This window comes from Catenulispora sp. GAS73, from assembly GCF_041262085.1.
Lineage (GTDB): Bacteria > Actinomycetota > Actinomycetes > Streptomycetales > Catenulisporaceae > Catenulispora.
Genome location: NZ_JBGCCM010000013.1, coordinates 54,031 through 67,913, shown reverse-complemented (window position 1 = coordinate 67,913; position 13,883 = coordinate 54,031). Strand labels below are relative to the sequence as shown.

Below are 13,883 nucleotides of genomic sequence, written 5' to 3'. Positions count from 1 at the left end.
CACCACGCAGACGGCGGCCCCGACACCGGCTTCCGCCCTTCTCGCTGCTCGCCTCGGCGGCGTGCTCGCGCTGGCAGCCGCGGCCTCGTTGAGCTTCAACGCGCTATGCGACCTGGCGCGCCATGCCGGCCTGCACGGTCTGGCCGCGCTGCTCCCTATCGCGACTGACGCCTTCGCCGCGTCAGCGTTGTTCGTGGCCTATCGCCTGCCCCTGGGCCATCCCGCACGCCGCACCACTGGCCGAACCGCGCGCCTCGCGCTGGCGCTCACGGTTGGCTGCAATGGCCTGGACCACTTGCTCGACCTTGCCGGCTACCTGCTCACCCGCCACGTCCGAGACCTGCTGCTTGTCGCAGTAGCCTCCCTGCCACCGCTGATCGTCGAACGGCTGCTGCACTTACAGACGGCTCTCGTCGGTGACGATCGCCTGAACGCCCCCGAGACGGTTTGTCCGCAGACCGCCGTGGCCGACAACCTGGTCGGCCACAAGCAGGACGACTCCGGCCTGACCGGTCACGCGACAGCGGATGCGGCCCGGCCGACGCGTACCCGCCCAGACGACGAGCGATGGCTGGCCCTTGCCAATCCGGTCTACCGGGCGCTGATGGAGCAGACCGGCAGGCGACCCACGGAGAGCGCCTTCCACGCCGCGCTGTCCGAGGCGATGTCCGCAAACGGTGTTGCGGCAGGCGACGGCGTGGACGGTGACGATGTCGTCCGGCCGATCTCACTGTCGACGGCCAAGCGCGTCCGAGCGCTCGTCGAGGACCGCGAAAGGCGGAAGCACACGAACACGAGAGCTCGCTGACAGTCCCGCCCGTGCTCGTTGTTGATGGGCCTTCGACACGTGCTCGGGATCGCGGTCTCCCCGGCGGAGGCCGGCGGCTGCTGGCTCGAGTCGGGATACGCGAAGGCATGCCAGCCATTCAGCTGGCGACCAGCCTCCTGCATCGCATGGGATGCCATAGCCTTGGCGGGCGCAAGCACTCACTGATTGATGCGGATGGGGCGGGATTCCGGTGTATGACGAGATGCTGCTGACCATTGACGGCCCAGACGCCACGGCGGTGGCCCGTGCATCGCTACCGGAGTTGGACCTGCAGGAGCGCGCGCACCTACAGGAGTGGCTCCAGGCGAACCCGGAGATCCTCGGGCCCGGTGTACAGATCGTGGCCAGCGAGTTCGACCGCTGGCAGACCGCGACCGGCCAAGCCGTGGCCGACCGGCTGGACCTGCTGGCCGTCACCCCGGACGGCAAGCTGATCGTCGCCGAGCTCAAGCGAGACACCGCCCCGCACACCGTCCACATGCAGGCGATCAACTACGCCGCGATGGTCAGCCGTCTGACCCCGGCCGATATTGCAGAGCTCTACGCAGCCACCGAGACCAGGGCCGGACGACCGACGGATGCTCAGGCCGCGCTGGAGAAGCTGACCACCGACTTCCTGCTGTCGCCGGAGACGATTCGCAGCCCGCGGATCGTGCTGGTCGCCTCCGACTTCCCGGCCTCGGTCACCGCCAGCGTGGTGTGGCTCGCCGAGCAGGGCGTGGACTTGTGGCTGATCCGCTTCCGGCCGTACCGGTTGGCAGATGGTCGGGTCGTGGTTTCCTTCAGCCGCACGTTCCCGATCCCGGATGTGGAGGAGTTCACCATCGGCCGCCGCGCCGAGAACGCCGCGGTGGACGACGATCCGGGCGCGCCGTGGGACGAGCCGTCCCTGCGCCGCCTGGCCGAAATCGCGAACCGGGCGACGATCGCTCTGCTGGACCTCTGCTCGGCCGAAGAACCTGGCGAGATCGGCGTTCAAGAAGTCGCCGCGCACGCCGGCATCACCGCGGGCGCAGTTCGCGGGCAACTCGCCGGCCTCACCATGAAGCTCCGCAACCCCAACAACGGGTTTGCGCAGCGCTACTGGCCCGCCTCGGTGCAGTGGCTCCCCGGCGGGTACGCCAGCTACTTCATGGAGCCGCAACTTGCCGAGACGTGGCGGCTGATCCGTCAGGAGCACTCCGCGGAGCCGTCATCTGGCAGCTCATACGTGGCAGTCGCCAACTTTGAGGAAGAATCGGCGTAGCCGATCACCGTCGACCGGCCAGAGCAGGTGACCGTTCACGAGTCGGCCGCGCCAATCACCTTCTTCACGGCATCGCCCATTGTCGTCAGCGCTTCGTCGGCCGCGGCACGCTTGTCGATAAACGGTCCCCAGCGGTTGTTCAGCTTCTTGCCGTCCGCCTTCGCGGCGTTCCACGCGAGGTACCAAGGGCGCACGACCGTGTCGTCCAACGCAAGCACGGCGTTCACAGCGTCAACGGCTTGCGCCTGGACATCCTCGGGTAGAACGAGAGCCAGCGTGACCTTGGCGCGGCTCACCTCGTGGTAGCAGCCGGTGACGCGCTGGTACAACGCTGTCACGGCCGCATCGTCAAGGTAGCCGTTGGCCAGTGCATCAGCTAATGCCCACAGCGTCGTGTTGTACTCCGACATCGTGCTAAGGAATGCGGTACAGCTGTCGCGCAGTAGTTGGCGCTCTTGGCTGCTGCGTGCCTGAGCCTGCTGTTCCAAAGCCTTGCGGCGGTCACCGCGTGACGTGACCCAAGCCGTCGACAACGTGCCGCTACTGCCGATAGCCGCTCCCAGCAGGCCGACTACTCCGGTGATGATCTCGGAAGACATGTCTATCTCAGTACTATGATTTAAGTGCTCCGTGAAGTCTTCCGATGTTGACGTCGGATGCCGCGCCTCAGGCGGGGGGCGATCGGAGCGCTACTGCATACATCGGCAGACCCGATTACCGCATCGCGTGATCGTCATGGACGGCGGCCCTGGCCAACTCGATTCGGCCGTCCGGCAACGCCCACCACAACAGCCGCGGCGCGGCCGGGGTGTTGCTTCGGATGTCGCAGCGCCACCCGGACGCACCGTCAGCACGGACCAGCGGCGCGGTGCTCCCGCCTCGGCTGACACGCTGACGGTGGGCACGGCGGCCGTTCTTGGCCGACGCCTGACCGGTCAGGACGTCGACCGTAGCGGTCAGGATGGCACTACGGCCGACTACCTGCAGAGTCTCCAGCGAGTCCAGGAAGTCGGGTCCGAGGTCGTACTGGGCGAGCGGACACTGGTCCCGCTCCTTCTCCGGCAACGTGTGAAGCCAGTGCTGCTCGATTTCGTAGCGGAACTGGACGGCCGGATTGGCGTACACGGCTGGCGGTGTATAGCGGTAGTCCGAGCAGGAACGTAGTTCAGCGAGGTCGCGCCGCAGCCGCTTTCGCTCGGCCGTGAGGGAGCTGATCCGGGCGCGCGCCTCGGCGAGGTCTTTCCGTGCTTCGAAGAGCGGGTCTGACGGGATCGGCTGCCGTCGGTCAGTGCTGCACCACACAGCCACTGGTTCCGGCCGCAGGAAGGCGACGATCGTCTGCGCGGCGCGCTCCGGCCACGCACGATCGACGTAGATCCATGGGTGGCGGCGCGGGTGGTCATCCCGACCCGCGCCCGGGAAGAAGATACGCGCCGATCCAGTGCCGAACCGCAGCCGGTCGGGCAGCAGGGCACACAGTGCCTGCGTCGCATCGTGGTCCGCGAGCGCCGCAATCTCAGCATCGTCGCCGAGCATGTCCGCCAGGCCTTGCGGGTCCAGCAACAGCGGGGATCGGTGGCCGGGTACTGGCGAGAGCACCACCATTGGTCGAATCCGGCTTGGGCTCCAGATCTGCTCGATCAGCGTCGAGATCTCGGTCGTGCTGACCCTTGGCCAGGCGATCGTCTGCGCCGTGGCGAGGCGGTTTGGGACCCGTCGCGGCAGGGCGGGGCCCGGCAGGTTCACCGGTTGCCGCCGATCCGCGTAGGCCGCCGCACCTGGGCAACGACCAGCTTGCCGTCTGCCAGCGGCACGACACCGAGACCGCAAGACAGCGCTCGCACGATTGCTAGACCCCGGCCCCGCTCGTCATCATCTGCTGCCTGTGTCAGGACGGGAGCGGCCTGGTCCGGGTCGAACACCTCGACGCTGATCCGGTGCGGCAGCAACCGCAGCGTGAGGTGCACTACGTACGGCACCGCGCCCCCGACGACCGGCCGCGATGCCGCGTTCGCGACGAGCTCAGACACGATCTGCACCACCACCGGCTCCAACTCGCCGACGTCCCAGTCTGCAAGTACGGCGGCTGCATGGCGTCTGGCCCAGCGCGGAGCGGTCAAGGTTGCGGCGAAGCCCTGGGTAACCACGTCAAGGAACGGCGCGTGGGCCGGGCGCGGCGGGACCGGCCCGAAGACCACAGGTATCACCGGAACTGAGGACGCTTTGGCGGTGTCAGGCGTGCGGTTCATCGTGTTCTCTCCTCCGGATCAGGACGAGGGCTCGGACGCCTGGAACGTGCGCGGCTTCTCCAGCACCATGACGGCGGTGCCGCGAGCTACAAGGACGTCTAACGCGTTCGAGATGGCTCCGGCGCTCTTGCCAAGCGCCTTCGACAAGGCAGTCGGCGTGAACGCCTTGCCGTGATTGGCCAGTAGGTGCTGCAGCACGGTTTCACGTAGCACGCCCCTGCCCATGTGCTCCGTCGGCAGTGCCGTGACGGTTCCGTCGGACGTCGACTCAGATACGACGGGGGCAGCGGACCACGCGGCATGGTGCTCCGGCGCCTCGTTGAGGCGATCCGGCATCGGCTCCTGTTCTGAGGCGGGCGCGGCGTCGTCCTGCTCGGCGCCCGTACCGACGTCGCCAGAGAGGAGCGGTCCGGCTGTTGTCGTCGCGGACCAGATGTCCGCCGGGCGGGGCTTACCGTCAAGGATCGGGAAGATCTTGCGTGTCGCCAAGCCACGATCCTCCAGGTATTTGAGTGCCGCGGCAGTACTGGAACGCGGCACCTGCGCCGCGTCGGACAACGCGTTCACCGTGGTCTCCGGGAACTCCATGAGGGTGGCCAGAACAGCGCGCCGTCCCGGCGAGAGGATTTCTGCAGATTCAGGGATCTGGTTCTCGTTCATGCAGGACTCTCCTGTCGGGCGGGAAATCGACGAGGGCTCGGACGGGCGGCCGCACGAGCGACGACGGCATCCGACGGGGAGCTGAACCGCCCGCCGCGCTCGTGCGGTTACGACCATCACCGCTCGACCGGTTCCGCCTTGTCCAGGCTTTTCAACTGGTTCGCGATGAAACATCAGGACATCGACCGTTCCGGGTGACCAGGCCTTGACTGTGTCGCGCGACCGAGTGAACCTGCTGGGATCGTTCGCGATCTTGGGCGGGTCGTCGCTGAACCGCCGGTACCGTCTCGTTGGTGCCTGTGATGAATCAGAAGCTTGTCCGGCTGCGAACGGTCTTTGCTGTCGGTCGGCACCGCGACCCCGCTGACGGATTCCTGTCGGCGCTTTCAGCCCATGAAGGGCTCTACGTCGGTCGCTGGGGACGGCGCCTCCGAGGCCGTCGCTGGCTGAACCTGGCCAGCACCCCGATCCGCTTCCGCGCCGAGGGCAGCCGTGCGTGGCGCTGCTTCATCGCGATCGGGATGGTGCTCTCCGGCGGCCTATCCCAGATGCTCGTTGACGTGAGCACGAAGGGCATCGCGGTCGGTCGTCGGGACGGGCACGCGGGCCTCGATGTGTTGCCGACCGTAGGCAACGACAGCGTGTGCTGGACCATCGTCCGCTTCTGGGCTTGGCCCATCGGCCAGGGTTATGGCCGCAGCCTGATCAAGGACGTCCTGGCAGCCGCCGACGAGTCCGGCGCGACGCTGCTTCTTCAGGCTGGCAACAGGCGCCTGGCCGAGTACTTCTACGCCCCGCTCGGGTTCGAGGTCCAGCAGGGAGATGAGACGGCGAAGCGTCCGTGGATAGAGCGCACTCCGGCCGCCGCTGTCACGCTGACCGGATCAGCCTCACGTCGGATCACGGCGGCAACGGTGGCGTCGGCTCCCTGTGACGCCGTTTGAGGCCGGGTGTGCAAGAGTCGACGGGTTAGTCGGACCTACTAGGGTACCGACAAGGTGGGTACGAGCTGGGACGTTGGGCAGACCAGCGGTCTCGGCTCCCAGGTCCATCCTGATCGTTTCCCGGGTTTCACGTCGTACCGTTGAGCTCTCCTCCCTCATCGCGATGCGATCTCTTTGGGGCTCTAATATCTGGCGCGCCTCAGATGCAGGCGAGGGCGCGGGTCCAGGAGGGGAATCCATGGGAAGTAAGCGGATCGGACTGCGCGGGTCAGCCGCCTTCGCCGCTGTGACGGTCGGCGCAGGAGGCCTCGCGGGGCAGGCACGTGCCGATGCGGTGACGAATTCCGCCGTCCACAATGGTGTCATCGCATTCGCTGCCGGCGGGGGCTGGGCCGAGATCAATCCGGATGGTTCGGACAACGGCGGCTATCACCTCGTCACGCCTACTGGTCCGACACTGGCTCCGGGTTCCGCGGTGGAATCTGTCGTGTTCAGCCCCTGACGGTGCGAAGGCCGCGTTCGCTGCCACCGGCTGCGCGTTGTGGATCTCGAATGCAGACGGCACTGGTGCGATGCGGCTAACCCACCCGGGCGGCAGTGAGTGCGACGAACGCAGCGTTCTCCGGTCACGGCAGGACTCTGTTCGTCTCCCGCGGCACCGCCATCATGTCGGTTCCCACGGACGGCAGTGCCGCTGAAGAGCTGGCTCCCGGTGTCGGTGCCCTGGTTGCTACCGGAACCAACGGCTTGGCCGGCTCGTCCGCCATGGCAGGCGCGGCCGATGCCGCGTTCGGCGCAGGTGGGTGGAACATCGTCAACTCGACCGGCGATCCGATCGGCCGGGTATTCGCACACGCGTGGTTTTGATCGGCAGCACCGCTTATGCCCGAGGTCGTATAGCCCCGGGAAATTGTCAGTTGGAGAGTGACGAGGGACGCGCGGTATGTCTGAAGACCTACCGCAGGATCATCGTCTGGTTACGTTCGTTTGTGAGAGGCGAGATCAGCGGGTACCGACGAGACCGTCTTGAGCTGGTCTCGCAGCCCATGCCTGAGGCTTGGTTCCCGGGCTAATTGTGATCGTTTCCCGGTGTCTCGGGCAGGCTGGTGGCCGGCCCGAGACTTGCCCGGGGTCTGGATGTTAGAACTGGGCGGTGCCGTGGAGCAGACTGACGATGGACGCTGCCAGGCTCGGCGTGATGATGCTGGTGCCGCCGAAGATGTCGGCGCGGACGTTACCCGTTCGAGCGGCGAGGACCGCGGCCGACTCGGTCGGGACGTTGCTGTTGATGCCATCGACCAGGACGATCGGCCCGTTGGACTCGGCCATGAACGCTCCACCGGTCAGGGCGTCGGGGTATCCGGGGTTGGTGGCCGAGGCTACTCCGTTGGCGATGCCGACCTGGGTGTTCGCGAATGCGCCGGTGAACTCGCGCGCTACCCGTGCCGCAGTGTCGAACCTGTCCGCGCCCGAGAACGACTTCGCCGCGGCTGGCCAGGCGTGACCGGCCTGGGCGCCGACGGTCGCCACGGTCTTGCCTTTCAGGAACGCCGCGGTGGCAGAGTCGAGATGGGTGCCGTCGGACAGGACGATCGCGGCCGGGGCGCCGGGGGCGTCGGCGAACGGACCGGCGGCGTAGGGGCCGGCGGCCAGGGCGTCGGCGAATCCGGCTCCGGTGGCCAGCACCACGTGCTGCGGCGAGCCCATGCCATCACGCGCCACCCGCAATGCGGTGTCCGCGCGGTCGACTCCCTTGTACTGCGTCACCACGTAGCCCAAGGACTTGAGCTGGCTGACGATGGCCGGCTTCATCGCGCCATCGCCGCCGAGCACGTGAACAGCACCGCCGCGGGGCAGGACCCGCTGGATCTCGGTCAGCACCCGCGGGTCGAGATGGGTGGCTGAGCCGTCGGTGAGCAGCAGCGGGCCGCCCTTCTTCGTGGCCAGCGGTCCGCCGGAGAGCGCGTCGGGGTAGTTCAGGCTGGTGGCCAGCACCACGGCTTTCGCCGATCCGCTGGCCGTCCAGCGCTGCTGGGAAATGGTGATCCCGGTGCGGATCCGGTCGGAGCCGGCGTCGCGGTAGACCTTCGGCCCGGAGGGAGCCGGGGTCGGCGTGGGGGTGGGAGTGGGCGGAGCCGGCGGCGTCCAGGGGTGCGGCTGCCACATCGGTGCGGAGGCAAGGTGCTGGGCGTCGCCCACTGTTGCCTTCACGGTTCCGGTCCGGTCCATGATTTGGATGACGTCGGAGTTCGATGGCGTCCGCTCGTCGGCGGCGATGAGAGACCCGTCCGGCGACCACTTGGCGTTCACGTAATAGCCGGCTGGCGCGTTGGCAAGCTGGGTCGGGTTCGTTCCGTCGGCATTGGCGGTTGCCGGCATCCCGGCCGCGTTCTGGAAAGCGATGTGCTGCCCATCCGGGGAGTAGTCCGGGAACAAGGCGCCGCTCATTAGCAGCACCGGGTCCGCCCACTTGCCAGTCGCCGCGTCGTGGTGGCTCACCCAGATCTGGTGGCCGTTGTCCTGGCAGTCGAAGGCGATGTCTTCGTTGACCGGGTTGACGCTGATCGCGTGCTCGCCGCAGCTCGGGTCATTCGTGAACAGGGCGTTCGACGTCTTGCCCGCTAGATCGGAGACGTAGATGTGGCCGCTGGAGTAGGTGCCGTTCCCCGGCTTGATGTAGGGGCCGACGAAGACGAGGTGGCTCTGGTCGATCCACTGGCCCGCGAAAGCCCCCATAATCGGGGTGGAGGAGCCCGGCGTCGTCCAGGTCGCTGGCGTCTCGCCGGTGCCATCAGGCCGCATCGTCACCAGCTGGCCGGCCATGTTGTTGCCGTTGGCGACGACGAGGCTGCCATCCGGCGAGAAGGAGGTCGCGGTGTCAGGAAGCGGCGACGGGTGGGTAACCCAGTTGCCCTGGTTGTCCTGCACGACGTAGGAGTTCGGGCCCCCGTCGTTGCTGGAGGCGTAGTACAGCCGCCCGATGGTCCCGGGCGACGTGGCGTGGGCGCTGATCGGCATCAAGGCGCTGGCGCCCGCGATTGTCGACAACGCGATCGTGGTGATCCGGGTCGCGCGGCTCATGGAACCCCCTCGTGGTCCTACCTGGTGATTCCAGGTCGGTCGGCAACTTTATAGCGGAGCGATGTCGACGGAGATCATGTGTTCGGCGTAGCTTGAACTAAGGGTTTTGCCTGGTGGCGCTGTCGGCAAACGAACGTTCGTCGACACACGGAGGTCGGCGACGTTGTCCCAGGCCGGAATCGTCGACGGCACTTGTCGGAAATCAACGTCGGAGAACGGTGTAAGCGATCGACGCCACGATCCTGCCGCCGCTTGGTGCCAGAAGAAGTTTCACAACGCCGCCCGACTGCCGCGAGCTACGGCGGAACAGGCTGGCCACGAATGCGTCGCCCGAACGAGACCAGATTCGCTGGCCCACCCAGGGGCTGCTCGGTTCAGCACATTCGCTGGCCCGATGAACCCGTCGACGATTGCGCAGCGCTGGCGTGGGCGGCGGCGGGTCACGCCGCTTTTGAGCGGGTCAGGGACTTTGCTAGTTCGTAGGTGCTCGCGTCCGGGGTGCTCTGAATCTCCTCACAGCGGGCTTCCAACAACTGAAGGGTGCGGTTGACCGCGTCAGGACGTTGGAGCTTCGCCTGCACCCGCATGATGCGCCGGTACAAGTCCTCGTTGAGTGGGTCGCGTTTGAGAACCGCGTCCAGCATGGCGAGGGTGCGTTCGGCGTCGGTGGTGCCATACAGGCGGGCGAGTCGGGTGGCGGCGTCGGCGTAGTCGCGTTGGCGGTCCATACGATGCGGGAGCAGCCAGTCGGCGTTGATGCCGAACGCGAGCGGCCCGCGATACAAGCCGATCGCCGCCTCATACAATCCGATCTGCTCCTCTGGGTCCTTGCTCATATCGGCGCGTGCTTTCAGGTCGTCGAACGCGTCGATGTCGGTGGCGATGACAGCCGGGTTCAGGCGCAGCAGGTTGGTGGCGGTGTCCTCGACGATGAACGCGTCGGTGCGGCCCGCGGCGGTAGCGAACGCTGCGCGGAGCCGGAACGTGAGCTGGTGCAGGGTGCCAGGCTTGCCGGGGCGCTTCGGATTGGGCCACAGGTCGTGGAGCAGAGAGTCGCGGGACACCCCATGCGGCTCGACGACCAGGCGGGTCATCAGTGTGCGCGCGGAGTTCTGGAAGGCGATCGTGTGATTGGTATCGCCAACGGTGACGGTGATCGGGCCGAGGAAGTCGACGCGGACCATACCCGGCGGGGCGACGGCGCGCGTGATGGTGGTAGTGCTGGTCATCGGCGGTAGCAGGACCACCGAGACGGTGTCTTCCGGTGTGGGCGGGGCGCCGTCGAGGGCCGGGTCGTCGGTGAATGGCTTGACTGGTGTCGTGACGGCTTCCGGCCTGGCGGCGTTCAGCTGGTCGAGCAGGACCTTGGCCTCGGCAACAGTCAGCTGAAAGGCGCGCATGCTGTCGATCGCCGGGCAGCGTGCGCCGCGCGCAGTCGTCAGGCCGGAGGCGTCGATACTCGCCACGGTGCCGAGCGTTGGCTCGCCGAGCATGAGGACGTGAACGTCGCGGCGATATGCGCGGGCGACGACATGTGCCAGCCGCGGCTCATCTTGGCGGGCCAGGACGACAATGGGCCAGAACGCGGCGGCTGGGAGGAACCGGCGTAGCTGCGCGGCATCGGCGTACTCGTGGTCGGCCAGGACAGTCTCACGCTCAGCGAGTTCTAGCTCCAGGAGGTCCAGCAGCGTCTTCATGTCCGCGACGGTCGTGAATCGGTCTGAGTCTTGCTCGGGGAACGTCGGGCCGAGGAGGCGTGTTGCGACGTCCTTTGTCGTGTAGACGACGGCAGCGCGTCGTAACGGACCAGGGCCGCCGGCAGCTACGGCGGCAACGAGGAGCGCGCGGGCGCAGGCGTCGGCACCGTCCCCGATGAGCGTCAGGCCGTCTGCAGTGGCCGTGGCCAACGGGATAGGAACTCCGGCACGCAGACCCAGGTGCAGTTCAGTAGGGGCGTCCAGCGCAGCGAGCTGTTCGTCCAGGTCCGGTGTGCAGTCGGTGGCCGGGCTAGGGATGGCCTGATGGGGTGCGGGCTCGGCCGCAGTGGACCACTGCGGTGATTCCGTCCCGGCAGGTGCGGGGGACAGTGCCGTGCTCTCCTCAGCCGTTGGATAGGGATCCTCGTAATCGGATTCATCCTGCAGATAGCCGACGCCGGGTGGTGCGAGAGCAACAAGCTGCGCCTTCTGTAGCGTTGCGGCCGGTTCGGGGAGTGCGAACTCAGCCGCTAATGTGCCGGTTCCAAGCCGTGCTCGGTGCCGGTTGAGGAGGTGGCAGGCAGCGATCGCCGCGCCGAGGCATGAGGCGAGGCCGATGCCGACAAATCCGCCGGTCGGCAGGTGGATCCCATGGCGGTCACGGGCGGCGATGAAGCGTCCAGCGGATGCGGCAGGCGCTGTATGCGTCGCGTGGGAGACCGGAGGGCCTGGGGTCGAGCGCGCGCGGGCTACGGAGGGCAGAGCGGTCGGGTTGGCCGAAGCGTTATGCGGGACCGGTCCCTCGGCAGGCTGCGTTGCGACGCGCTGTGGAACGGTGGTTGGAGCTTCGACAGGTTGCGGTGCGGGGACCGGAACCGCTAGCAGAGCAGCACTGTCCGGCACCACGGTCGCGACGGGGCTGGGCATGGAAGTGCCTGCGCCGTTTGCCGTGTTCGTCCGCGCGATACTGGGGATGGCGAGAGTCCAACCAGGCTCGATCAGGTTTGGGTCGTGAAGCGTCTGTCCGTCGGGCTGCTCGCGGCTGGCGTTCGCCTGGTAGATGTTCGTCCAGCGTGTTCCCGAGCCGAGGTCGTGTTCAGCAATGCTCCACAATGTCTCGCCACGCTGCACTGTGTGGACGGACTCAGCGGGAGTGGCAGCATCGCGGGCACCAGGCACCGCGAGGCCAGAGGCCACAGGCCGGTTGTGTATGGCATGGAAGACATCCGCGGCTTTCGCGACTGGCTGTGGCGCGGCCGATCGCGGGGTGAGTAACGCGATGGTGAACGCGGCGATCAGCGTACGAACCAGTGCCGAACCGGGACCGCCGATCGCGTCGCGGCGCAGGGGTTCGCAGTGCCGCAGCACCCGCACGACGTCCACAGCGATCCCCGGTACCTGCATCGCGATCTGAGCGACGAAGAAGGTCCAGCAGCCCCACAGCAGGTAGACGGTGATCGCCAGCGCGGTATGGATGTCGAACCGGCCACCCGTCAGCCATTCCGTCGCTTTCGCGACGGTTGGCACGTGCTTCGGGATCGGGCTGCCGACGTACGTCAGGAGGCCCCAAGGGATCCCGGCGCTCATCCCAACCGTTACGGCAAGCGCGCCGAGCGCGCGAAGCAGACGTGCGGCAAGGCTCACGGTGCGCTCCCGGTGACGACGGCTTTCGACGTGGCGGTCTCGGTGACGGTGAACGAACCGATCCCGACCCACTGCAGGAACTGCGTGGCGACCGTGCGGGTCACTTTGACCGTCACGGACGGCTCAGCTGGCGGCTGATAAGAGCGTGCCTGAGGGCGGTTGCCCGCAGAGCCTGCCGCGTCGTCGTTGACAACGACGCTCGCGGTATCGCCGGTGGCGGCGATGAACCGCTGCCCGGCTGCCATTGCGGCGGCTGGGTCGAGCACCACCTCGCTGGTACGGCGCAGCCGGTCCACGTCGATCTGCTGCGCAGCCAGCCGGGCGGCGCTGCTGGCCTCGTCCAGTGCCTTGCCGGAGGCGGCCATTGCCGCCGCGCCGTCCACGGACAGCCCGATCACCAGCATCAGCGTGCCGACCATGAGGACGACGAACGGGAGAATCCCCCCGTCGTCGTCGCGGAGATCGCGCGTCATCATCCTGCCTCGCGAAAGACATCGACTGGCGACACCGATGTGGACTGCTCGACGGTCTGGATCGGCAGCCATCCGACTCCGGGCAACAAGGAAAGGTCGGCGTGGCAGCTCACGGACACTTTCACCGTGCCGCCGGGCCTGAAGCCGCTGACGTCCAGGACGACGTCCCGCCTCCGACAGGGCATGCCGCCGGCGCCGAGGTCGCGGTCGGCCTCGGCTCGTGCGGCTTCCCGGGCTGTGGTCGCGGTGCGGGCCAGCGATGCGGCGCGGGCCGCGGCGGCCGAAGCGTCGTCGGCCGCCAGCCGAGCCCGTTCCAACACGCCAAGACCAGCCGCGACCAGGAGGACCAGCATCAGTACCGGAATTAGGACGATCGTCTCGACCGTCCCACTCCCGGCGTCCCGATCGCGGGCGTTTCGCAGCTCAGGCATGGGTTTCCACCTCCACGGGAGCAGTGGCGACAGCGCGGATCTGCTCCGGCCAGAACGGCACAAAGTGCGGACCGAGCGCGGTGACGGTGACGACGACCTGCGTCGCAGTGCGGTCCACTGTGATGTGCGGATCGCGCAGCGATCGGTTCCCGAGCTGGTGCAGCACCTGCCCGGCCGCCTGCTGCCCGCCGTCGGGAGTGCCGTCGGCGGCGCGGGCGGCCCAGGCCGCATGGTCAGCGGCGGTCTGCGCGGTGTCCACGGCGAAGCACCAGGCCCCGACTTGGATGATCGAGACGATAACGAGCATCACCAGCGGGAAGCACAGTGTGACCTGGATCGCGTCAGCCGCGCCGTCGTCGCCTCGAAGTCGGTGCAGCAAGCGGATCATGATCGCTTACAGGTGGATGCTGTGTGCCTTGTCCATCACGAGGGTTGTGATGACCACGCCGACGCCGATCGCCAGGGCAGCGAACACGGCGATGATGAGAACAGTCTCGGTGATCTGGCTGCCGTCGTCCTCTCGGGCCTTCAAACGGGCAGCCAGGTCAGCGAGGCGGGCGGTCAGTGAGACGAGCAGATACTCCATGATTGTTCTCTCCTCGGATGGTTGTTAACAGGGTGTGGATAAC

14 protein-coding genes are annotated in these 13,883 nt (G+C 67.3%); 4 read left to right on the top strand and 10 right to left on the bottom strand.

Annotated features, from left to right (window positions below):
* The first annotated feature begins 61 nt into the window (after nt 1-61).
* Both ABH935_RS20645 and ABH935_RS20640 read left to right on the top strand, forming a co-directional pair.
* A complete protein-coding gene (locus ABH935_RS20645; RefSeq protein ID WP_370379544.1) occupies nt 62-808 on the top strand; it encodes a DUF2637 domain-containing protein in 747 nt (248 codons plus the stop codon).
* A 211-nt stretch (nt 809-1,019) separates the two neighbouring features.
* A complete protein-coding gene (locus ABH935_RS20640; RefSeq protein WP_370379543.1) occupies nt 1,020-2,075 on the top strand; it encodes a hypothetical protein in 1,056 nt (351 codons plus the stop codon).
* 35 nt (nt 2,076-2,110) lie between these two features.
* Here the strand turns inward: ABH935_RS20640 and ABH935_RS20635 are convergent, their stop codons facing one another.
* From ABH935_RS20635 to ABH935_RS20620, 4 genes are all read right to left on the bottom strand, one after another.
* Nucleotides 2,111-2,674 carry a hypothetical protein gene (locus ABH935_RS20635; protein ID WP_370379542.1) on the bottom strand — a complete coding sequence of 188 codons (564 nt, stop codon included), beginning with the start codon at nt 2,672-2,674 and terminating at the stop codon, nt 2,111-2,113.
* A gap of 115 nt (nt 2,675-2,789) precedes the next feature.
* A complete protein-coding gene (locus ABH935_RS20630; protein WP_370379541.1) occupies nt 2,790-3,680 on the bottom strand; it encodes a hypothetical protein in 891 nt (296 codons plus the stop codon).
* A 137-nt stretch (nt 3,681-3,817) separates the two neighbouring features.
* Entirely contained in the window at nt 3,818-4,324 is a 507-nt protein-coding gene (locus ABH935_RS20625) for an ATP-binding protein (protein WP_370379540.1), read from the bottom strand.
* Nucleotides 4,325-4,342: 18 nt separating this feature from the next.
* Nucleotides 4,343-4,984 carry a MarR family transcriptional regulator gene (locus ABH935_RS20620; protein ID WP_370379539.1) on the bottom strand — a complete coding sequence of 214 codons (642 nt, stop codon included), beginning with the start codon at nt 4,982-4,984 and terminating at the stop codon, nt 4,343-4,345.
* Nucleotides 4,985-5,286: 302 nt separating this feature from the next.
* Between ABH935_RS20620 and ABH935_RS20615 the strand changes: the two genes are divergently transcribed.
* Nucleotides 5,287-5,928, top strand: coding sequence for a hypothetical protein (locus tag ABH935_RS20615; RefSeq protein WP_370379538.1), 642 nt, complete (start codon nt 5,287-5,289; stop codon nt 5,926-5,928).
* A gap of 597 nt (nt 5,929-6,525) precedes the next feature.
* The gene (locus tag ABH935_RS20610; RefSeq protein WP_370379537.1) at nt 6,526-6,795 is read left to right on the top strand and encodes a hypothetical protein; all 270 of its coding nucleotides are present in this window, start codon (nt 6,526-6,528) and stop codon (nt 6,793-6,795) included.
* Between the two features lie 273 nt (nt 6,796-7,068).
* Here ABH935_RS20610 and ABH935_RS20605 read toward each other — a convergent pair whose 3' ends face one another.
* The 6 genes from ABH935_RS20605 to ABH935_RS20580 all read right to left on the bottom strand — a co-directional run bounded on the left by ABH935_RS20605 (nt 7,069) and on the right by ABH935_RS20580 (nt 13,840).
* A complete protein-coding gene (locus tag ABH935_RS20605; RefSeq protein ID WP_370379536.1) occupies nt 7,069-9,009 on the bottom strand; it encodes a cell wall-binding repeat-containing protein in 1,941 nt (646 codons plus the stop codon).
* A gap of 440 nt (nt 9,010-9,449) precedes the next feature.
* Nucleotides 9,450-12,350, bottom strand: a complete 2,901-nt coding sequence (locus tag ABH935_RS20600) for a BTAD domain-containing putative transcriptional regulator (protein WP_370379535.1) — start codon at nt 12,348-12,350, stop codon at nt 9,450-9,452.
* Nucleotides 12,347-12,823: a hypothetical protein gene (locus tag ABH935_RS20595; RefSeq protein WP_370379534.1), complete on the bottom strand. Its 477-nt coding sequence runs from the start codon at nt 12,821-12,823 to the stop codon at nt 12,347-12,349. The genes ABH935_RS20600 and ABH935_RS20595 overlap by 4 nt, the downstream gene beginning before the upstream one ends.
* Nucleotides 12,823-13,254 (bottom strand): TadE/TadG family type IV pilus assembly protein, encoded by a 432-nt coding sequence (locus ABH935_RS20590; protein ID WP_370379533.1) that lies wholly within the window; start codon nt 13,252-13,254, stop codon nt 12,823-12,825. Before ABH935_RS20590 ends, ABH935_RS20595 begins: the two co-directional genes overlap by 1 nt.
* Nucleotides 13,247-13,633, bottom strand: a complete 387-nt coding sequence (locus ABH935_RS20585; RefSeq protein WP_370379532.1) for a hypothetical protein — start codon at nt 13,631-13,633, stop codon at nt 13,247-13,249. Before ABH935_RS20585 ends, ABH935_RS20590 begins: the two co-directional genes overlap by 8 nt.
* 15 nt (nt 13,634-13,648) lie before the next feature.
* Nucleotides 13,649-13,840 carry a hypothetical protein gene (locus ABH935_RS20580; RefSeq protein ID WP_370379531.1) on the bottom strand — a complete coding sequence of 64 codons (192 nt, stop codon included), beginning with the start codon at nt 13,838-13,840 and terminating at the stop codon, nt 13,649-13,651.
* Between the last annotated feature and the right edge of the window lie 43 nt (nt 13,841-13,883).